The organism is Salibacterium salarium, from assembly GCF_030813635.1.
GTDB classification, from domain to species: Bacteria; Bacillota; Bacilli; order Bacillales; family Marinococcaceae; genus Salibacterium; species Salibacterium salarium.
In genome coordinates, this window is the sequence record NZ_JAUSUM010000002.1 from 831044 (window position 1) to 851384 (window position 20341).

Here is a 20341-nt window from a genome sequence, read left to right on the forward strand (position 1 = left end):
TATAAAGAGATTCAATCGTATTATTTTTTCGTTAAATAGAGAAACAAATGGGTTTTGATTAAGGGGGCATACAAATGAAAGTTGATATTACATTTCAACCAGAATGGGAAACTTCACTTGACCCTATCCAAGGTTCGTCGGTCGCTACATGGGAACAATTTAAGCTAGCTTATGAATCGGAGCAATGGACATCAAGCTTTTCCTTTAATGGTCTATTGTCGTATAAACACCTTCATCATCTTGAACTATTTCCTCATCAAGAAAAAACAGCCAAACGGGTGATGGAAGAAATGGATGGAAAAGCAATTCTCGCCGATGAAGTTGGTTTAGGAAAAACCATTGAAGCCGGTTTAATTTTAAAAGAGTATATGATTCGTGGATTAGTAAAAAAAGCATTAATATTAGTTCCTGCTTCTCTTACCGGACAGTGGGCAAAAGAAATGTATGACAAATTTTTCATTCCTGCTGTTGCTCAACGCAAAACGTATGTGTGGAAAGAAGCTGACATTGTAGTAGCTTCGATCGACACTGCCAAACGCCCACCCCATCGAGAAATCGTGCTAGACCAAGAGTATGACATGATTATTTTTGATGAAGCACATAAGTTAAAAAATCCTAAAACGAAAAACTACGAGTTTGCCCGGTTATTAAATAAAAAATTCTGTCTTATGTTAACGGCTACTCCGGTTCAAAACAAACCAGATGAGCTCTATCACTTAATTAATTTATTAAAACCTGGGTTGCTAGGAAGTCAAAAAGAATTTAGCCGCCTTTTTAAAGAAGAGGGTGAAGAAGCTGTCAAGCATATCGTTCAACGAGTAATGGTTAGAAACCGAAGAGAACATACTGGCATTCAATGGACGAAACGAAAAGTACATTCCATTTATATACCTTTTACAACAGAAGAAAGAAATTTTTATCAAAAAATCTATCAATTAAAAGAAGCGCCAGCATCATCTCTTCATGGTTTCACCGCAACAACATTATTAAGAGAAGTATGCAGCAGTAAAGAAGCGGCTTATATGACATTGAAAAGCTTACACGACCGCAGCGAACTGACCGATGACATGCTGACGTCTCTCATACAGCACATACAAGATATTTCTACAAACAGCAAAGCAGAAAAAGCTCTCTCCATTATTCAGAATACAGAAGATAAAGTAGTTATATTTACCGAATATCGAGCCACACAACTTTACTTACAATGGTTTTTTCAACAACATGGCATCATTTCCGTTCCTTTTCGCGGCGGGTTTAAACGCAGCAAAAAAGAATGGATGCAACAACTTTTTAAAGATCGTGCCAAAGTATTGATCGCAACAGAAGCTGGCGGCGAAGGAATAAATCTCCAATTCAGCAGCACCATCATTAATTACGATTTACCTTGGAATCCAATGCGGTTAGAACAGAGAATTGGCAGACTTCATCGACTTGGACAAAAAAGCGATGTTCAAATTTATAACTTTGCCGTTAAAGAAACGATAGAAGAACATATTTTATCATTGTTGTACGACAAAATTGAGTTATTTAAAAACGTGATCGGTTCTCTAGATACAATATTAGAATCAACGGACACTGTGGAACAATATATTACAGAAACACTTCACACGTCAGAGTCACAAAAAGAAATAGAAGTGAAACTGAATCACCTTTCCGCAATAATCGATCAACCAATGGAGAAAGAAGGCTCAAACTAAATGGAAAATAACAGTTTACTACGGTATCTTTATAGATATTTCACAGCCAACCATGCAGCCATTACCTATGAAGATAACAGAAAATTGGAAGTTCAATTAACCGAAGAACTAGATCAAGAACTTATCAATCGCCCGTTTTATTGGCAGTATATTAAAAAAACAGGCGGAATCCCCCAACCGATGACTCTTCATTTTATTATAGATGGAAAACGTAAGGAACAAGAAAAAGGGGAACTGCTGCATTTTGGATCTCCTCGTCTTCATCAAATCTTTCGTTCTGCTCAACAAAGAGGCAGATGGACGCTTTTATATGAAAACAGTCGTCAAACTAGTACAGCTTCCCCTCTTTTTCCTTGGTTAATGGTAAACGTGAAAATTTCTTATGTGTCTCATCAACGAAAAGACCATATTATATCTTATGGTCTTCAACTCATTCATGGGCAGTTAGTAGAAAATATGATGAACCGCTTGAATCAAAAAACGATGAACACTGTAATACCAAACCATTCCTTTCCTATGGCTTCTTTGATTCAAGCAAACAGTGGATTGCGTCGGGTGCAACATAAGATTGAGCAATCTTTACAAGAAGAAACACACGAGTGGGCCGCTCAAGCCGTCAAACGTATGAATGGTGAAATAGATATTCTTGATCGATACTATCACTCTTCTTCTCAATCCCCGGAAGAATATGAATTAGAAAAAAAAGCAATCATCCATAGATACCACCCTCAAATTGAAGTAAAAATAATTAATAGCGGATTAATTTATTTAACCGAGTCTGCTATGTAAGAGGGGGACCGTACCTATATCTACACAAAAAACGAGGCTTCTTCCTCATGAAGAAACCTCGTTTTAAAACGTTTTAAATATCAGGGGCTCCGCTTACAAAAATCGTCATAATGGAGAACCAACCAAAGATAAGGAAAGAAATGCCGGCAAATCCAACAGCGAAAAAGTTTCTTCTTTTCACTTCCCGAATGGTGGCAATTCCACATAGAATAGCGACAAAGAGCAACGTAATACCAAGAGCCATAAAAATTCCCTCCTTTTATGTAGCATATCCATTTTTATGTACATCATAACTATTTAATTATTTCTTTTACATTATACCTTTTTTTTTTCTTATGTGCATCCATTATTTTAGCATAAATCCCTTCTGTTTATGTTAAAATGGCAACATAATGCAGTAAAAATGGAGGATGTAAAAATGAAATGGGAATCCATTCCGCTAGGCCCGCTTCAAACAAACTGTTATGTTTTATACAATAACGAAAAACAGGCTGTCATTTTTGATCCCGGCGGAGACGCAAAATATTTAAATGAATGGCTCGAGAACCGGCATTTAAATCCTGTAGGTGTATTACTTACACACGCTCATTTTGATCATATTGGGGCCGTCGAACATATTCGGCAAACGTATAAAATTGAAGTTTTTCTTCATGAAAAAGAAAGGGATTGGCTAGTTGATCCTGAAAAAAATGGCGCTGCGCTTTTTTTAGGTGATTCAACAATCTCGGCTAAGAAAGAAGCTGATCATCACATTGATCAAGAAGGAGAAATTCGAGTCGGTCCTTTTACATTCCACGTCTATGAAACACCCGGTCATTCCCCGGGTAGTGTGTCCTTTTTTCATGCCGAAAGCGGGACAGTCTTCTCAGGTGATGTCCTCTTTGCTGGTGGTATCGGCCGAACCGACCTCCCTGGAGGAAACCAAGATCAGTTATTAAACGTCATTCACGATAAACTTCTTGAGCTTCCTGAGAATACGTATGTCGCATGCGGTCACGGTCCGTATACAACAATAGAAAACGAAATGGACACGAACCCCTTTCTTAATGGATTTTAAGATATAAGATGCAGGACACAAGCATTCGACCATACAAAAAGAGGCTGATCTCAAATTTTCCATATTTGAGACAGCCTCTTTTTATGAGATAAGTTGTATGTATCTTTTGTCTACACTTTTAATGCCAACCTGGTTCCATAATAAACGTTGTATAAAATGTGAAACCTACGAAGAATACTGTCAAATATGCTCCAAACACATAAATATACATACGTTCTGTTAACTTCATATATCCTAGCGTCAAAAAACCAGCGGTCTGCGCAAAGAATAAAATGGCCATACTGAACATATCTCCTACGAAAAACAAAACAGCGAATATAGCTGTCCAAAATCCCATCATTCGAAACATGCGATCCATTTAAACTTCCCCCCTGTCCCTATACAAAATCATATAATCGATTAAAAGAGCTACATTTATTATATATGAGGTAGTCAACCATTGTAAATGTTTTAATAAGACATACTTTTATTATTATCTAAACTTTTTCCTTTTTTCCCAAGCTATTTTTAAAGATGAAGGAAGCATACCGAACCACCGAAATCCAAATTGATTTAAATGTATTTTTCTAAATGAAAGAGATTTTTTGGTTTTAGGCCTATGCTGTACTCGTTCATCCAATGCTTCAACTATCTCTTTTGTTACATATTTAACAAATGGATTTGGTTTCACAGCGCTTCCTCCTTTTTTTAATCTTCTTTTATCATAACCATTATTTCTTCGCATTATTCTTTTGTATCATTGTTCACTTCCATATCCAAATAATCATGTCTCTTTTTACCATTATTATCCTTTGCGATAATTTTCACACTAACATGGTTATTATTACTTGATAATAGTTCAAACCGAACGGTTCCGTTTGGAAGGGTAATCGTTGTTTCATCAATGCCTGTTACTTCTATTTGCTTTACCCATTCCTGCTCGGCATTTCGCAGTAACCATTCTAAAGTTAATACTTGTTCCTCTTTTGTTACGTTGTGCTTTTCATTTATATATACGGTTATTTGAAAAAGAAGTAACGCCGAAAACAGAAAACATACCATTAACATTACGGGCATTATTGCTCCTTTTTCTCCCACTGAACATTTCCTCCCTCAAATATAGGTCTAACACCCAGAACACCTGACCATTTCACATTCCTATTGTCTGTTATGTGTATATCTGCACCATATATCATGGGTTGGACAGTAAAGCTATCTATATTTTGCAGTACTATTTCATGACCTCTCCCATTCTTTTTTCTAACAATGTTATTCCCAGACTTAACGTATTGTATATAATCGTTTGTTTCGTTGATTATTATTTCGTTTTTACTTTCTTCGATTGTATAAGCTTGATCCATATCATCTTTTATTTGCTGAAAAAATAATTGAATTTCCTGCCGCGATGTGACCGTATCGTTCCTGAGAAAAGGTATATATAACGTGATTATCGATGCACAAATCACTAATATGCTTAAAGATATAAGCGTTTCAATCAGTGTCATCCCTTTTTTATTTTGGCAACACGAACAAACACTTTTCATATGGTCTATTATTATCTCCTTTCCAGTTTAAACAAAGGTCGACACCATTTTTATTATTACTGATTGTCCAGGTATATTTCCCCTCCGTTTGGCCGGTTTCGATACTAGAAACATGTTGTTGTAACAACAATGCCTCTTTTTCAAGTAGATACATGGCTCTCCTTTCTTGAAAAATTGATTTTTGTTCATTTATAACGACTGAGTACATCGGAATGAACAAAACACAAAGTAAAGAAAGTAAACTTAACGCCACAACCGCTTCGATTAATGTCATTCCTTTTTCAAAATTTTTCAATATATACTCTCCCTTTGCCTACCAATACCACTAGCTTATAGTCGGCTATTGGGGTACTAATATATACCGTTCCTGCCTTTATGGCGTTACCGTTATTTTTAAACATAATCTCATTAAAAGCCAACGTAGCTTTTTGAATAGAAACCCCCTCTGGAATGGTTCTTTGTTTCAACGAATCATTCGGTCTAATTGATGTTTTAATATAATATTGATTTTTCACCGCTCTAAAATATATTAATTCTTCATTCGCGTATGCTAGCTGTTGAGCATATCGCAAATCTTCCTCTAAAACGTTAATAAAATAATCAATGGATTTCTTTTCCTGAAGTGATTGGAAGGAGAGAATAGGAATGGATATGGTAACGGTGATAATAAGTAGTATAATCACCATTTCAATAAGAGTGTGACCGCTTTCTTTGTTCATATACTTCATCACTCGCTCGTATTCACTACTTTACCATCGTCTCCTATGGTTAGTTGTGAATTATCAGGGCACACGATTCTGTCCACATATCCTTGCTCTTTTAGATCTTCAAGTGACCCTGGTTTTTCAAGATGTTCTACTTCATATGCCCCAATCTGAGATTCTAAAAGTTTCACTGTTGCTTCACATCCTTTGGATTGGGCTACCTCATTATTTTTCATTAAATTTGGCACTGCTATTAATAGTAATACTGTAATGATAAGTAATACAATCATCATTTCAATAAACAGGGGCGAACACATATTAAAAATAGCCAGAGTATTCATCTAACCCTGGCATTAGTTTCTTCATTATAGTATTATTCCTATTTGGCATTGTATACTATCGCTTACTTTATTCCATTTCAGTAATTTTATTCACTTGCGTTAATTCTTTATTGTGTAGTGCTGACTTTTCAATTACTTTAAACTTTTTCGACCGTATAGATTTAGGTTTATCACCTAAAATTATTTCAGTTTTATTTAACGGATGTAAAACGTACCATGCATCTTTTTTTTCTTTATGTTCACCTAAATCCACTTTTAATACTGAACTATCTATGTAAGCATTGTTTGGTAGTATAGGAAATAATAATATACAAAATGCAATTCCAATAAATAAGAATATAATAAGATGATTAAAAGCAAAGTTTATAAATTCATTTATTGAATTAATATTAACATCTGAATACATACCATTTTGATATGAAAGAAAAAATGGAAGCATTAAAACAATAAAAGCAAATACTACTATGACATAAATTAATTTAAAAAAACCATTATTACTAATTCTCCATATGATTTCTAGGATATTGTGGTACAATTTAACATATTTAAATTTTTTCTTTCTTCGCAATGACATAAGCTTTTTAGAGTTAGAGACAGTAAAAATCACCCTTATTAAACTTATGAGTGCTGTGATAAACATCGACAAAATTATGATATGTAAACTGTTTAATACCATAGGGTAAACCTTAAGTTCTTTTAAATTGGATTCTTTTAGAAATGGAACCGTAACAACTAACATATAAGAGCTGAAACCAATTAATATTAAAAGTAATAAAAAATTAAATACTTTAATTATTAATCTCCATTCTTTTGACATTAGATTTTGCTCGGCTAATGATGAAGTGAATTTTGTATAAATTTTCATTCCAAGAAAACCTGTAATAATAAGACTAGTTAGTGTTCCGATAATCCATTGCAAGTCCATCTTCTTAACTTCACCTTTCTTCAATTTTTTCTAAGCAGTGACTTTGCTTTTTATTGAACATAAATTTCGAATTGATCCTTTTACTGAAAAATTCATTTTTAGCACATCTCTAATAGCTACCTGAGTTTCTTGTAAGTGATATTACCGGAGCACCGCAAACAATGTGTAAAATGACAATAGTTATTTAATTTTCAAACCTCAACACACACGCATAGCCCATTCTGAGTATAAAAAACAAGTATTATTGCATATCCTAATTTTACATTTTTGTATGTATTTTATTTAACTCATTTTTTGTTTCTTTCTTCGATTTTTCACTTTGCTCCATCTTCATTTTTTCTTCTAGGATCAGTAATATAGCTTTTCTAAGCGTATCATAATGCAATTTACATTCTTTTTCACTTAACTCATGAACACCTTTACTTAAAATATCGTAAACAAAAGAGTTTATTTCAGCCAGGTAATTAGGGACATAACCCTTTTCATGTAATATTTTCACTTTATCTTTAGTATCAGCTTCATTGAATTTGTGTTCATCTACATTATTTTCAAGTTTGGCTTGTTCAAACTTTTCAAAAATCAATTTCTCGAAAATTCTACGCAAATAAAGAAAAGCTCCCACACCCATATTATGTGTTTTTAAAATTTCTGCATTGGTTAATTCTTTAGTTACATCCATGTCTTTCAGAACTTTTCTATATTCTTTTAAAGAATTATCAAAATCTAGAATTGACGGATATTGTCCCGTCTTCATTAAATAATTATCGTCAGTTAACTGGAAAATTACATAAAATTTGTGTTTATCTTTTGAAGTACATTCTAAATTCATTTGCAGAACTCTATTTTCGTCAAATATTTTCTCTATAAGTCCTTCGTATCTCTTAGCAGAATCATTTATGGCATATTCATGATATTCCTCAAAATCTTCTGACATGCCGAACATATGTGAATAGGTTGTGAGTGTTGAATCTGAAGGTTCATTATCTAATTCACAACCCTTATAGGTGATTGGAAGTTCTCTTTTACAAAAGGGACAATAATGAAAGAAATTCTTTTCCTCTTGGACTAACGTTTTTAGATATCTAACGTCCTTGTTTTCTAAAAGATGTATGTGGTGAAGAATATTAGGTATATCATCTTCGTTGTAGTCTAGAATTTCTGTGTCCTCAGTTGTATCAACATTTGTATCGATTTTTATTTTTGTATACAAAGGAAAGCTAAATAAAAGATAAAAACCTTTTCCGGAAAAATCACTTAACCGTTCATGTTGCATATAAACACCGCCCAATTTTTATTAAATAAGTATTATATACATTCTATCATGTCCTCAGAAGTATGCTCCCAAATAAAAACATATATATAGAAAATGATTATATTTCTGAAACAAAAAACTATCTTTTTAACTTAGGTACAATCCCTCACAATCTCGCTTATATTTAATATGAATATCCAGTTTTCTTTAAAGGTGTTCCTCCATTAAATGGCCCTTTTCTTGAATAAGCTTTTAAGGAAAATCATTATGTACATAAAATTCGATCAACCTTTAAATAGAAAACAGCAAAGTTACCTGCTCTTATTTTTTGTTCTTCAGTTTTTCAAGAAGTAACTTAGCTATTTCTTTCTTTGATTCAGTTTCTATTTCTTTCACTACAGCTTTTTCAACCTTATTATCTTCTTTAAATTGAATTTCCAATACGTCGCCTTCCTTCAAGCCACCCGGCAACTGATCTCTTGGAACATCTTTCTGAATAGTTTCATCATCAGAAAGAAGGAGAACAGCAAGTTCCCCTTCAAACCGATCAACAGTGTATTTTTTCAAGCTATCACTCCCTAACCAAGTGTGATGTCCGGACGCATTTCTTCTATTGTTGCTGGACCGATATAACTAACATTGTCGAGTTCTTCAATGCTTTCAAATGACCCGTTTGCTTCACGATAGTCAATTATGTTTTCGGCTATAGTCGGACCAACACCAGTGATTTCTTGGAGGGTCTCATAATCTGCTGTATTAACATTAATCGGGTAACTTACTTCTTCAGATTCATCATCTTCAGAAGAACCATCCGATTCATCGGAACCATTGTCATCTGTGTCGCCTTCTCCATCCCCAATCCATGGTTCTGCTGCTGGTACATTGGGACCTTGATGACTTAACGAAACTTCAATGTTTCCTGATTGATATGTGCTGTATAGATCAACACCCGCATTTCTGAGTGTCTCCACAACATCTGCATCTGGATGGCCATAGCTATTATCTCCATAAGAAAGGATAGCCATTTCCGGATCTACAGCTTCCACAAATTCAGCACTTGTTGACGTATCGGCCCCATGGTGACCGACTTTCAAAACATCAGCTTCCACATCGTATTCTTCCATCACTTCTGCTTCATTTTCTACAGTTGCGTCCCCCGTAAATAACGCTGTGGTTTCGCCATAAGTGAAATGCAGGACAATGGAAGATTCATTTAGATCGCTGCTTTCATTATAACCGTTCAAAATTTGTACTTCCGCAGCTTTTGTCTCTAAATATTCGCCTTCTTCTGCTTCTACAAAGTTAATGTCTTTTTCATCAATGACTTCCAGGTAATCCTGATAAGTTTCTGTCGTATGCTCTTTTCCACTATCTAAGACATTTTCCACTTCCACTTCTTCCAATACCTCAATCAATCCGCCGATATGATCTGCATCCGGATGTGTAGCAACCACCCATTCTAAGCTGTCTATGTTTTCTTCCTCTAAGTAGTCAACGATTTCTTCTCCGGATCCTTGTCTTCCTCCATCAATGAGAATGTTTCCACCACCTCCATTTGGTTCAGCCAAGATGCTATCCCCTTGGCCAACATCTAAGAAATGGAGATCCAGGTTAACAGCTGGATACGCTACATCATCGTCTCCCTCTTCCGTCTCTTCATCGTCGTTAACAAAAGTTCCTGGATCTAACGCCCTGGCCAGAAATACAGAAAACTGAGCGCGTGTTGTTTCATCATTAGGTCCAAACGTTCCATCCGAATATCCGGTTGTAATATCACTCGTTGCAATGGCTTGAACGTCACCGTAAAATGAATCTCCCTGCGACATGTCTCCAAAAGAGATGTGCTCCCCGTCATTTGTAATGTCACTGGAAGCGCGGTTTAATACTGCAGCCATTTGTCCTCTAGTGAGTGCATCATTAGGCATGAACCGCCCATCGTTTCCTCCAATGATATTCTCATCTTGTACAGTTGCTGCAACATCATAAGCAAAGTAATCTTGGTCAATGTCCGTAAAATCAGCAGCAGGTCGATCTTCAGTTTGCAAATCGAATGCTTCGACAATCATGGAAGCTGCTTGACTGCGTTTTACCGGTTCATTTGGCTTAAATGTTCCGTCATCGTAACCTGAAATAATTCCTTCTTCTGCAAGATATTCAATTTCTCCCCCAGCCCAAAAGTCATCAGAAACATCGTTAAAATCATGAGAATCAGCAAACGTAACAGGCGCTGTTAATGAAAAAGCAAGCACCGAAGAAAGTATGTACTTTCCTATTTTCATAGAATCCCTCCGTTTACAAATTATGCTACTATTCTATCACATCTTTAGTTTTAGTTGACGTTTCGGAAGTAATTTCCTGTATCTTTTTGTTATCTATTGTTTATAATAGAACATACGTTCTTTTAAGGAGGTTATTTTATGGCTAATAAACTGACACCAGGATCAAACATGCGTTGGGAGTCGATGCGAATGATACTACCGGAGCATCGCGAACAATGGTTAAAACATCAGGAGAAAGCTAAGAAGTCTAAAAAGCCTGTACTGGATGAACAGCAGTGGGAAGAGTTTGAGTGGTTACTTAGTGAAGCTATACAGGAGAAAGAGGAGCTTAAATTTACGTACTGGGAAGATGGATATTTTTATGATGTGATAGGCTATTGCCATTACATTAATACAAAACAAAAGCAGTTCCATATCAAAAACGATGAAGATGAAGTTAATTTTATATCGTTTGACCAGATAATAGACATAAAAAGAGCAGGTTCTAATATACCTGGAAAATAACGCTTGCTTATTTATGTACATCGGATATAATAAAAGTGTAAGCACAGGGGATTAATATAGAGCAGGCCGCCGTTTGGCGGTCTGCTTTTATGTATGCAACAAGGGCAAAAGCCCCTGCTATTTTTTCAACTCATCGTATAGTCGCTTCATAACAGTCGACATCTGTTCCCGCGTAATCGGCTTACGCGGGTCTTTTCCATTGAGCAACCCTTTCTCTTGTGCCCATTCCCATGCTTCTTTGTGACTTTCATTTGGCTGTTGTTGTGCCATATCCTTGATAACCTCCTTAAGTTTTTCGAGTGTATTCGGGCCTGCAATGCCATCTACCGTCAAATCGTGACGGGATTGAAATGCTTTGAGTCCGTCTTCAGTCTCTTTTCCGAAATCGCCATCCGATTCGTATCGGGGTAACTTCTCTCCAGCTTCCATCAAATCTTCTTGCAGCTGCTTCACCTTGTCGCCTTTATCTCCTTTTTCTAACAGTCCATCGTCAGTAGATGAAGCTATCCCTTTTCCTTTTAACTCGCGTTTTACATCATTGATAAATTGGTTAAAGGATACTCCATTTTGATTCAGCGCGTTTTCTGGATCTGTCTTACGTGCTGGGTCAAGGATAAAGTGGCCTGTTATTTTTTCGCCCGGGTCCAGCCCGTACTTGTCACAGAGATAAGCAAAATACCATACATATCGCGAATACGCTTGATCAAAATCAATACTTCCTCCATAGCACAGCTCAACACCTATGGCTGCATCGTTTGCATCGTCACCATACATTTGATTGTCCTTTGGTTTCTCGCGTTGAACATGCCAGGCCTTTTCGTCTAAAGGGATAATTTCAAGGATATACTTATCATCAATAAACGTGTGTGCTGATGCAGACGGTTGTTGAGAGTTGAAATAATTACGGTTTCCATGCGCCGTTGAACCTGGGTTGCCAGTATCGTGCGCCGTAATAAATAACGGCCCAACCATTTTTTGGCCAGACCGCGCGTTTCCGTGTTGGATATAGTTTTTTGTTATATCATATCCCATGTATTCCACCTACCCTTACATTATTAATTTTAAATAGCCTGCTACCATAGTAAGTATTGCTACAATCCAGCCGCCCCAGCTTTTAATTCCATTCCATGCAGCTGACCGTCCCTTTGCTCTCTCCTGTAGTTTATTGACTTGCCCTTTTACAGCATCAATTTCTTCTCTCGCTTTCCCCACTTCTTCATAGAGGCCATTATATTTATTGATCGTTGACCGGGTCTGCTCCATCTCAACTCTCAAATCCCTAAAATTATCCTTGAATTGATCTAATTGCTCGAACAGCTGCTTGTTTGAATACCATTCTTTTTCCTCATCGCCCATACTTGGCCCCCTTCTCTCTATTTTTAGGCATCAGTTATTTGTTAGACTTAATGGATTCCAAGTAGTTTTGAGCGTGTTTAGCTGCTTGGGAAAAGTTGTTATTCTTCCACCAGGCAATAACAGCTGTAATGGCTGAGAAAATAAAGGAAACGAACAACTCTACATTCTCCTCATCGATCGGAAGTGGAGAGTAACCAAAAATAGCTAGTCCCTGATTGATAAAAGCTGTCACCATAAAGATTGTCCGTGTTACTGCACCAGCGTCTAGTCCTTTTAAAAATTGAATCATGTAAATCACTCCTTTTTATAATTAAAAAAGAGCCTCCAAAATTGGAGACTCCTTCATTTATTGCACCAAGCGTCTTTTTTAGTGCTATTTTATCTTGTCTTTTGAGTAAACTACATGCCTTAGGTTCGTTTCCTACGGAATGTGTTGCCTCATGGGTTTCGCATAATATATATAAAGTACTGCTAATTCCATACTTTATACAACTGCCATATGCAAAAAAGCCTCATTCTCGATGAGGCAGTCCTGATATTTATACTTTTTAATATAGATTAATTTGCTTTTCTTATTTTTGAATCTTCATATACGATTCCCTTATTCTTAATTAGAGTTAGCTTAGATAAAGGTTTTTCAATATAACGATACATCAAATATGACAATGTCAGTGTTCCAATAATATAAATGAATACACCATTAGAAAAATCTATTGTAGTTTCTCTAAAGAACCAATGAATTAGATACCCTGAAAAACTAATATGACCTAAAAAAATAAAAACTTTTGACTCAAAGAATTTTCTAACTATGCCATACCCGTTTAGCATTAATAAGATAAACACTGACCATATTAACCCGAAATGAATAAACCAATTAATAAGATATCCAGATGTCGGAATTCCAAAAACATATTCTCTAACGCCTGGTATTAGCAATACAATGCCAATAATCAATAAGATACATAAAATATCAAATAAAATTTTTACATTTCGAGATATATCCACTTTCTTTAATAATATGTGGAAAGCAGCAGTAAAACAACCACAAACAAAAACAGGTAAATACTGAAACACATTTATTGAACTATAAACCGCATCTGTGTAAGGAAATATCATCTGATGAACAACGATGATAAGAGATAAAGTTAGGAGGATATATATAGGCTTCAGTTTCAATAAACCAATGAGTATCAATGTAACCAATGGTAAAAGGGCATAAAAACCCATTTCGACAGGCATCGTCCAAAAATGAGCTTCTCCACCCTGTAAAATTAAGTGCTTTAGATAAACTTCTGTATCAGTGATGCGGATTTTAAACAAGAAATATATTGTTACTACAATAAAATATAAAATCATAATTCTCATAAATCTTCTAAAAAAATAATTTACCCACTCTTTTAAAATTCTAGCCCTTTCTGGTTTGCTCAAAAAATAATAAGTTAGTAAGAATGAGCTTAACACAAAAAATAACCATACACCTGTTTTAGGAACACCTGTAATATTGTGGTTTGACAGCCCAGGGAAATATATTGACATATGCCCCAAAAATACTATTAAAAAAGCTAACCCCCGAATACCATTAAGAGATGGTATTATGTCTTTTCTATTCATAACCGTACTCCCATCAACCGTCCAATTCTTCTAATTGTAATATTACATAAAATAACTGTCAATTTTTGTTCTCACCCCCTTTTTCACCATTAATAATTAATAATTTCGTCCTCAAAAATTTATTAATCTTCATTAATATATCTTAAATCTGTTGCTATTTGTTCAAGCAGTTCATCCTTTTCCTTCGATGATAACGACTTAAAGTCTTTCTCTTTAAATCGTTGTTTTTGTTGACGTTTTTTTTCTCGCTCTTGTCTTTCTGCATCAATGTCCTTTTTACCTTTCCATCTTTTCATATTAGCCATCAGAAAGCACCTGCCAATCTAAAGTAAATGGATATTCCGTTTTACCTCTCATTTTTTCATGTAGCTTTATAACTGCCACTAACAACTCTCCGTCGTTTTTTTCTGCATAGCAAATCGGTTGGATTGGTAAATCGGTGTCAATCGCAGAATCACCGTTTTCATCATATATTTCAAGGATGCCATCTTCTAAATCGGTAAAATCAAATGTATCTGTGATTTTACCGCCTTCATCTTTATAAGTTACTTCAACCGTGTCTTTTGTAAATTCATACGTCAATTCTTCCCCTTTATAGTGAGGCTGAGGCTTTGGGATATACTTATATTTCATGCTACCACTCTCCTACTGCAAACAAGGTAATAGTCGAACCCTCTGGGTCGTTGGTTGTGTTAGTATTACTTCTAAACTGCCAATTATCACCTCTTACGTAAATAAAACCATCTGCAAAAGTATCAATATGTTCACTTGTAGCCAAGGATCCTTTTATCCCCCAAGACGACCCATTAGGCAAACCTGAAAAGTTAGACGGATAAGGAAACGCAGATGTGTTTTCACTAAGATTAGGAACTGCTTCTCTAAAACATATTTGCAGTCCATTTTCCCATCGAATATAGTAGCCATACGGAGGGGCCGACACATCTAAGTTGTGGTCGACAACACGCTCGTTATATAACTCTAATAGACCGTGTACATCATCTGAAGCATTGTCGGAAATATGCGCATTAGTTTTTTCTTCTAAATCAGCCAAATTCCCTTTCATTTTACGGCTATCTGTGATGTCTCCTTGCTCGATTTCTGTATCTTCCGCAGCTACGTAAATTTCAGCCAACTCCACCGCACCGCTTGGCAAATCTGGTTTTTCCGGATCAGAACTCAATTCCCCGTATTCGTACTCAATGTCCCTGGCTTCTGAGACATAAATAATGTCTATCCGGTCGTTGGTATAGTCTGCGTCGTTGACAGTGATGGTTTCCGTGGATTCGAATTGATACCGTGTGCCGTCCGGCATATACACCACGCCACTCTGCACGTGGACATCCATATCCGGTGTCTCGGATTCGAGTACGTCTAGCCCGCCGTGTACGCCGTATCCTATATTTTCAGTATGGCGTTCCGGTATCTCATCCACCTTTTCCTTCAGATATGCGTCATTGTTGATGAGCTTTTCGTGTATAGGGTTCGTGGTGTCTGGGTGTACCGGGTCGCTTGTTTCAATTTCTCGTAGTTCGTCGTCAAATTCCCTCGGACTTTTGATTTCATGGTCTGCCATCGTATCCCTCCTTAATGTTCTTCAATTAAATCAATTTCGATGATCGTGTCTTGATCCTTACCCTTCGGCGAAAAATTCACAAATACAACAGGATCCGCATCTTCGTCGTAAAGAGCAAGGGAAGATATATTCTTGCCGATTCCTTCATCTGCAGATAGCACCACTTCAATGACTGCATTCGTTCCATCAACGCTCGCATTCTCAATATCTTTGACAAGGAATTCACCTGCTGCCTGTGTTGCATCTGGATCCGGATTATTTACATCTCCCGTGCTTGTATCGTGGCCACCATCTCCCCATCCGACTTGAGCAATAGCAGTCAACGTATCTATGCCGACCGAGGCTTCAGCGCTTTTCGTTCTTCGAGTTGTTGCTACGGCTTTCTTTACCGCCATGCTACTTCACCTTCCTTTCTTTGATCTCGACATTGTAGGTTGGCTTGGATACCACTCTCATGCTTCAACCTCCTCTCCATTAATCTTCATCTGGATTCCATACTCTGTAGGATCACGCTCGCCATCAAACTTGTGCACGCCATTAAAAGAAGCGCTACCATCGAATTTGAGCGCTTTTGTAACTTGCGTATCCCTTTGCACTTGAAAACCAGCATCATAATTAATCGGCAGCGTATATGTCTTGGATATTCTCGGAACGATTAGGGAGTTGTAAGCGATAATGTCCTGGTATGCTGCCTCTATTGGTATGCCGAAATAAATCCGGATCCCATCCTGTACGATGCGCCGGATTGATGTTCGTACATTATCTATAGCAGCTGTCGCAAACTCTCCTTCTTTGTTTCCGGAAAACAGGTACGTTCCATCGAACTTGTCGGTACCATCGAATGTTATTTGTGGTGAGAAGATATCGGTCTCGTACAACAAAACAAGGGAGGCCGGTTCATTGTCGTATTTCTCGTACCGCCAGCATTCAGCTAATCCGTGATAGGCGTCACCGAGCAGATTATCCATGATCTCGTTAATCGTCTCAATATCGCCGTTGCTAAAATTGGCGCTATCTTTTGTCTTGATCATGTACCGATAGGATTGATCATCCATGCCGTTCCGTTGCTGCCCTACATCTTGACCATATCGGTTCAGCACCTTACCCTCTGCATTATCAATGTCCTGATAGTAGACAATGGCGTCTCGAGTATCAAAAAGCGTCTCTTGTATTTCTTCTCCCACTACCGCCATCAGCTTGGCGATGTTGGAATCCCGTCGCTTACTGTACCGGTCCGTGATCCATGACAACATTTTTTCAGCTAGTGTCATTGAAACACCACCTTGTCCGCGTCCGTGCGCGCGTACTCGCGCTGGTTGATTTCAATGTTTTCATAAGAAAATGATTCGTCATCGGTCGAAAGTTCAATACTGATATCATCAGCACCACTGTCTTCGCCGGCTGCCATGAGGGCCTGAAAGGCAATTACATCTTCTTTGATGCCAAGGCCGTCATATTCCGTGCCGCCTTCGTCCTGCCCGCCGATATACTCGATGATATTAGTCCGGATGGCGTCCTCGTCTGCACTTCCGCTTAACGTGACATTTACATAGACATCAACGACGTTCGGTCTTGAGTAACCAATCTCTTGGTCGCGGCCTTTGCTGTCCTGCACAGTCACTTGGGTGTCACCAAACGACTGAATGCCGCCCGACTTGTATCTCATGATCGTCTCGACGATATCCTCTTCATCACCGCCCCAGACGACCGGTTCTATGCTTTTTGGGGGAATTCCATCAACCTCGGTATTCTCTTCATTTGAATCGAGATACACGTCCCGGACGCCCTCCACATCAAGCAGATTGAACACAAGGCGGTTTTCTTCCGATTGGGTTCGGTCCAAACGTTCCCGGAGTTCCTCATCACTCTCCCGATCGCGCCCGCCGGACGTGGCTTCCGGGTTGGTTACACTATCAATGCCAGGGGATGGATTGACAATCTCTGTGATATCGTCAGCATTTACGTTGCCCTGCTGCCCTCGTTCGACAGCTTCGATATCTGCTTTCACAGTGCCATCCGAGGGAACGGTTACGCTCTCGGTCGTCCGGAACCGCACACTTTGGTTTGTTTCAACCACAAATCCCGAGTCTATCGACGTGTCTTCTTCCCCTGTTATTTCAATGGCTCCTGTTGACCGAAGGGGACGCATTCTTCGGGCACTCTGCCTTCGTGCGTTACGGTCCAGAGCGACACCAGAAGATGTTTCGAAAAATGCAGCGTTGTAGGTATCTTCGAGATCTTGAGTAAAAATCGAAAGAACTCTGGCTATCACGCGGATGAGAATACCTAAAAATTGGCTGGGGGATAGATTAACCGTTTCACCAAATGCCTCCCTGGCTCTATCTTCTAAAGATGCTACAATATCTGCGTATCTTTTGCGTTTGAATCCGTTGCCATCAAGCATTTTCTATCACCTCCTCAACCTGAACCTCTTCCCCATTAACCAAAATATAAAAAAAGACCGATAATTCTCGGTCGCTGTAATCCATATTAATCGTTATATCTCTTATACCTTCTACTCTATCGACCTGTTCCATCGCTTCTTCAAGCGCTTGACTCACATTATCTTCTGTCACATTTTTACCCACCATGACGTTGTGGTCTGTACCAAAAACAGGATCTAAAAACCATTCTCCAATATTTGTTTTCACTACACTCCGTACTTCTTGTACCAATTCTTCATTATTTTCAACCCAACCAGGCACACCGTTTTCCATTTCAATGTCGCCGGTATCTTTGTTTATTTTTAAGGCCTTCATCCTTCATCACCTACCAATCCTGTAATGATGGCGGACATGGAATCATGAGGCTCTCTGCTGTCACCGTTACCTTTGCGCCCCTTGATCGCATCGGCAAAGTCGCGTTCAGTAATACATGCCATGACGATATCTCCCTTTTTATATGACGGAATTAACAACACATCCTGCGTATCCCCGTCTGGATCATAGGAGACTGTCTCACTACCGCTATCAATGGTGTGTGAGGTGCCACCATCCGGTATCGGCGAGTGTTCAACATTCCCGCTTTCGAGTGTCCGTTCTTTCGGTAACTTCAATCGTTGCCGCTGAGCACGCGCATTTACAATCATCGGCAGTTGTTCTCCATCTTCGTCTGTAAACAAAGGTACTATATCACCAATGCCAGTTTCTGTATCATAGCGCTCCACCTTACAAATCATATTGGTGTGTATCATTCTACCACTTCCATTTTTGTTATGGCTTCCTCTTGATTCCACGTGTGCGTACCTTTGCGCACGCGATAGCGCCCGTTTACGTTCTTGGACTTAATCTCAATAATGCTATCCGCTTGTATGCGGTGATTCAAGAGCGCCTTGACGTTGTAACCCTTTATTTCGTTTCCGTCGTCATCTTCCTCAACAAACGGTTCCGGGCTACCAATCAAACCACGTTCCGGACTAAAAATAAAACGTACATCGTCTCCCTCGCCAGGGGGCCGAAAGTACGCCAACCCTTTATTGATATGAAATTTAGCCCCACAATCTTTAGCAAGCAAGCTTAACCTATACAATATCGTTCCTGCCTCGTTCTTACCTTGACGATATTGTTTGTCTTCGGGAAGCTTCAACGCTCCGATACTCAATCCGACAATAGAGCATAGGTCTGTGATGATTTGGGATGCTCGTGTGCCTTCTTTATACGTCTTGTTGACCCTTAGCTTGTCTCGTTGGTCTGTTCCATCCACAGCTTTCACGGTCGTCTCTCTATCGACGCCGTTTTTTTCTGAATTACTTTCATAGACTACCCCGACAAAGACCGTACCGACATCTTCTTCATATCCTGCATTGGTAATGAGAGGATTACCCCGAGAAATTCGGTTAATGCGGTCATGAGATAAGTTATAAAAGGTGACTTCTGCGTGATTCTTTTCCGGATTATCATCAAACTCCACTTCAAATTCATAGTCATACAATTCAGAGGATAACGATGCACGCCCCATGATGATATTGCCTTTACGCATGAAACTATTCATCGATATCGCCTTCTTCTTCCGCGCCAATGTAAAGCAAGACACTTTCTGCAAAGTTATCGTATGTCACACTGTTTTCCTCCTCTGAAGGATCTAAAGGAGTTATTTGGTCGGAAGGGAGCCTTGTGTCCGTTACACCTTCAAACAATGGCTGCCCATATACGAGCTTTGCGCCATAAATAATGACCTCCCCATTATGGTGAAGGTCTACAGTAAAGAAGTCGTTCTCTCCGTTGTAATGAATCTCGAATGTGTACAAGGTATCGTTAAGGCGAATTTCAAACTCATATGGGATGCGTTCCTTTTCGATTGGTAAAATCATTGAGGTTGCACCCTTCCTGCGTTTCCTACTTCACTGGTGTCAGCCTTTAAGTCAGCAGGGAGTAGTCCAACCGTAGATGGACGGGCAACTCGTATACCTTTAATTGTCATATTAAAGTTAAAGCCATTACTAATATTGACGTCAGTGTCTGTTGTTAAATTTTCAATAACAGCGTTTTTCATTGTTGCACGCCCATCGTATGACACCGGATCGCCATGATAGCGAATACTTATTAAATCGCGGTGGGCCTGAGCAGCACCAGGATTGACGACTATTCCTTCTATTGTATACGTTGTTGGTTTGTTATTTACGTGGTCATTTATAGCCCCCTCGTCTTCGACGGGATGATCGGTAATTTCATTAACGAAATTTCTTTCTTCACTAATTGCGTTAAATTCAACGTTTCCTATCCTGGCCATCA

The 20341-nt window shown here is 38.3% G+C and carries 31 protein-coding genes and 1 pseudogene; 4 read left to right on the plus strand and 28 right to left on the minus strand.

Annotation, left to right across the window (positions count from 1 at the left end; genetic code table 11):
• Positions 1–74: 74 nt before the first annotated feature.
• Together J2S78_RS09995 and J2S78_RS10000 are read left to right on the plus strand one after the other, a co-directional pair.
• Positions 75–1697 (plus strand): DEAD/DEAH box helicase, encoded by a 1623-nt coding sequence (locus J2S78_RS09995; protein ID WP_306898259.1) that lies wholly within the window; start codon positions 75–77, stop codon positions 1695–1697.
• Positions 1698–2486, plus strand: coding sequence for a YqhG family protein (locus J2S78_RS10000; protein ID WP_306898261.1), 789 nt, complete (start codon positions 1698–1700; stop codon positions 2484–2486).
• A gap of 73 nt (positions 2487–2559) precedes the next feature.
• Here J2S78_RS10000 and J2S78_RS10005 read toward each other — a convergent pair whose 3' ends face one another.
• A complete protein-coding gene (locus J2S78_RS10005) occupies positions 2560–2730 on the minus strand; it encodes a DUF2759 domain-containing protein (RefSeq protein WP_125554771.1) in 171 nt (56 codons plus the stop codon).
• Positions 2731–2904: 174 nt separating this feature from the next.
• Here J2S78_RS10005 and J2S78_RS10010 point away from each other — a divergent pair, with 174 nt between their 5' ends.
• Positions 2905–3543, plus strand: a complete 639-nt coding sequence (locus J2S78_RS10010) for an MBL fold metallo-hydrolase (RefSeq protein ID WP_306898263.1) — start codon at positions 2905–2907, stop codon at positions 3541–3543.
• Between the two features lie 118 nt (positions 3544–3661).
• On the opposite strand, the gene J2S78_RS10015 is transcribed toward J2S78_RS10010, so the two are convergent.
• From J2S78_RS10015 to J2S78_RS10065, 11 genes are all read right to left on the minus strand, one after another.
• Positions 3662–3901, minus strand: a complete 240-nt coding sequence (locus J2S78_RS10015; RefSeq protein WP_125554770.1) for a DUF2626 domain-containing protein — start codon at positions 3899–3901, stop codon at positions 3662–3664.
• 114 nt (positions 3902–4015) lie between these two features.
• Positions 4016–4213 (minus strand): YqzE family protein, encoded by a 198-nt coding sequence (locus tag J2S78_RS10020; RefSeq protein WP_306898266.1) that lies wholly within the window; start codon positions 4211–4213, stop codon positions 4016–4018.
• A 53-nt stretch (positions 4214–4266) separates the two neighbouring features.
• Positions 4267–4620 (minus strand): competence type IV pilus minor pilin ComGG, encoded by a 354-nt coding sequence (comGG, locus tag J2S78_RS10025; RefSeq protein WP_306898267.1) that lies wholly within the window; start codon positions 4618–4620, stop codon positions 4267–4269.
• Complete coding sequence (locus tag J2S78_RS10030; RefSeq protein WP_306898269.1) at positions 4599–5066, minus strand: competence type IV pilus minor pilin ComGF; 468 nt, start codon at positions 5064–5066, stop codon at positions 4599–4601. The genes comGG and J2S78_RS10030 overlap by 22 nt, the downstream gene beginning before the upstream one ends.
• Positions 5035–5361, minus strand: coding sequence for a prepilin-type N-terminal cleavage/methylation domain-containing protein (locus J2S78_RS10035; RefSeq protein WP_306898270.1), 327 nt, complete (start codon positions 5359–5361; stop codon positions 5035–5037). The genes J2S78_RS10030 and J2S78_RS10035 overlap by 32 nt, the downstream gene beginning before the upstream one ends.
• A complete protein-coding gene (gene comGD, locus J2S78_RS10040; protein WP_306898274.1) occupies positions 5348–5794 on the minus strand; it encodes a competence type IV pilus minor pilin ComGD in 447 nt (148 codons plus the stop codon). The genes J2S78_RS10035 and comGD overlap by 14 nt, the downstream gene beginning before the upstream one ends.
• Positions 5794–6111 carry a competence type IV pilus major pilin ComGC gene (gene comGC / locus J2S78_RS10045; protein ID WP_306898276.1) on the minus strand — a complete coding sequence of 106 codons (318 nt, stop codon included), beginning with the start codon at positions 6109–6111 and terminating at the stop codon, positions 5794–5796. Before comGC ends, comGD begins: the two co-directional genes overlap by 1 nt.
• A 67-nt stretch (positions 6112–6178) precedes the next feature.
• Positions 6179–7036, minus strand: a complete 858-nt coding sequence (locus J2S78_RS10050) for a hypothetical protein (protein WP_306898277.1) — start codon at positions 7034–7036, stop codon at positions 6179–6181.
• Between the two features lie 259 nt (positions 7037–7295).
• On the minus strand, positions 7296–8309 hold the full coding sequence (locus J2S78_RS10055; protein WP_306898279.1) for a hypothetical protein: 1014 nt from the start codon (positions 8307–8309) through the stop codon (positions 7296–7298).
• A 300-nt stretch (positions 8310–8609) separates the two neighbouring features.
• Positions 8610–8855 (minus strand): DUF3006 domain-containing protein, encoded by a 246-nt coding sequence (locus tag J2S78_RS10060; RefSeq protein ID WP_306898281.1) that lies wholly within the window; start codon positions 8853–8855, stop codon positions 8610–8612.
• Between the two features lie 11 nt (positions 8856–8866).
• Positions 8867–10567: an S-layer homology domain-containing protein gene (locus J2S78_RS10065; RefSeq protein WP_306898283.1), complete on the minus strand. Its 1701-nt coding sequence runs from the start codon at positions 10565–10567 to the stop codon at positions 8867–8869.
• A gap of 138 nt (positions 10568–10705) precedes the next feature.
• Between J2S78_RS10065 and J2S78_RS10070 the strand changes: the two genes are divergently transcribed.
• Positions 10706–11071, plus strand: a complete 366-nt coding sequence (locus tag J2S78_RS10070) for a YolD-like family protein (RefSeq protein ID WP_306898284.1) — start codon at positions 10706–10708, stop codon at positions 11069–11071.
• Positions 11072–11188: 117 nt separating this feature from the next.
• On the opposite strand, the gene J2S78_RS10075 is transcribed toward J2S78_RS10070, so the two are convergent.
• The 16 genes and pseudogenes from J2S78_RS10075 to J2S78_RS10150 all read right to left on the minus strand — a co-directional run bounded on the left by J2S78_RS10075 (position 11189) and on the right by J2S78_RS10150 (position 20339).
• Complete coding sequence (locus tag J2S78_RS10075; RefSeq protein ID WP_306898768.1) at positions 11189–11524, minus strand: peptidoglycan-binding domain-containing protein; 336 nt, start codon at positions 11522–11524, stop codon at positions 11189–11191.
• A gap of 72 nt (positions 11525–11596) precedes the next feature.
• Positions 11597–12103 (minus strand): annotated as a pseudogene (locus J2S78_RS10080) (peptidoglycan recognition protein family protein); the annotation flags it as partial.
• A gap of 15 nt (positions 12104–12118) precedes the next feature.
• Positions 12119–12427: a hypothetical protein gene (locus J2S78_RS10085; RefSeq protein ID WP_306898285.1), complete on the minus strand. Its 309-nt coding sequence runs from the start codon at positions 12425–12427 to the stop codon at positions 12119–12121.
• 34 nt (positions 12428–12461) lie between these two features.
• Positions 12462–12716 (minus strand): phage holin, encoded by a 255-nt coding sequence (locus J2S78_RS10090; RefSeq protein ID WP_306898288.1) that lies wholly within the window; start codon positions 12714–12716, stop codon positions 12462–12464.
• Between the two features lie 269 nt (positions 12717–12985).
• On the minus strand, positions 12986–14038 hold the full coding sequence (locus J2S78_RS10095; RefSeq protein WP_306898290.1) for an acyltransferase family protein: 1053 nt from the start codon (positions 14036–14038) through the stop codon (positions 12986–12988).
• A 122-nt stretch (positions 14039–14160) separates the two neighbouring features.
• Positions 14161–14343 carry a hypothetical protein gene (locus J2S78_RS10100; RefSeq protein WP_306898292.1) on the minus strand — a complete coding sequence of 61 codons (183 nt, stop codon included), beginning with the start codon at positions 14341–14343 and terminating at the stop codon, positions 14161–14163.
• The gene (locus J2S78_RS10105; protein WP_306898294.1) at positions 14336–14671 is read right to left on the minus strand and encodes a hypothetical protein; all 336 of its coding nucleotides are present in this window, start codon (positions 14669–14671) and stop codon (positions 14336–14338) included. The genes J2S78_RS10100 and J2S78_RS10105 overlap by 8 nt, the downstream gene beginning before the upstream one ends.
• A 1-nt stretch (position 14672) precedes the next feature.
• Positions 14673–15611 (minus strand): hypothetical protein, encoded by a 939-nt coding sequence (locus J2S78_RS10110; RefSeq protein WP_306898296.1) that lies wholly within the window; start codon positions 15609–15611, stop codon positions 14673–14675.
• 11 nt (positions 15612–15622) lie between these two features.
• Complete coding sequence (locus J2S78_RS10115; RefSeq protein ID WP_306898297.1) at positions 15623–16006, minus strand: hypothetical protein; 384 nt, start codon at positions 16004–16006, stop codon at positions 15623–15625.
• A gap of 57 nt (positions 16007–16063) precedes the next feature.
• On the minus strand, positions 16064–16882 hold the full coding sequence (locus tag J2S78_RS10120) for a hypothetical protein (RefSeq protein WP_306898299.1): 819 nt from the start codon (positions 16880–16882) through the stop codon (positions 16064–16066).
• On the minus strand, positions 16879–18015 hold the full coding sequence (locus tag J2S78_RS10125) for a baseplate J/gp47 family protein (protein WP_306898300.1): 1137 nt from the start codon (positions 18013–18015) through the stop codon (positions 16879–16881). Before J2S78_RS10125 ends, J2S78_RS10120 begins: the two co-directional genes overlap by 4 nt.
• The gene (locus J2S78_RS10130; RefSeq protein ID WP_306898301.1) at positions 18008–18370 is read right to left on the minus strand and encodes a contractile injection system sheath initiator; all 363 of its coding nucleotides are present in this window, start codon (positions 18368–18370) and stop codon (positions 18008–18010) included. The genes J2S78_RS10125 and J2S78_RS10130 overlap by 8 nt, the downstream gene beginning before the upstream one ends.
• Positions 18367–18804, minus strand: coding sequence for a hypothetical protein (locus J2S78_RS10135; RefSeq protein ID WP_306898304.1), 438 nt, complete (start codon positions 18802–18804; stop codon positions 18367–18369). The genes J2S78_RS10130 and J2S78_RS10135 overlap by 4 nt, the downstream gene beginning before the upstream one ends.
• Positions 18801–19601: a phage protein gene (locus J2S78_RS10140; RefSeq protein ID WP_306898306.1), complete on the minus strand. Its 801-nt coding sequence runs from the start codon at positions 19599–19601 to the stop codon at positions 18801–18803. The genes J2S78_RS10135 and J2S78_RS10140 overlap by 4 nt, the downstream gene beginning before the upstream one ends.
• Positions 19594–19920, minus strand: a complete 327-nt coding sequence (locus J2S78_RS10145; RefSeq protein WP_306898308.1) for a phage baseplate plug family protein — start codon at positions 19918–19920, stop codon at positions 19594–19596. The genes J2S78_RS10140 and J2S78_RS10145 overlap by 8 nt, the downstream gene beginning before the upstream one ends.
• A complete protein-coding gene (locus J2S78_RS10150) occupies positions 19917–20339 on the minus strand; it encodes a phage baseplate protein (protein WP_306898310.1) in 423 nt (140 codons plus the stop codon). The genes J2S78_RS10145 and J2S78_RS10150 overlap by 4 nt, the downstream gene beginning before the upstream one ends.
• Positions 20340–20341 lie beyond the last annotated feature (2 nt).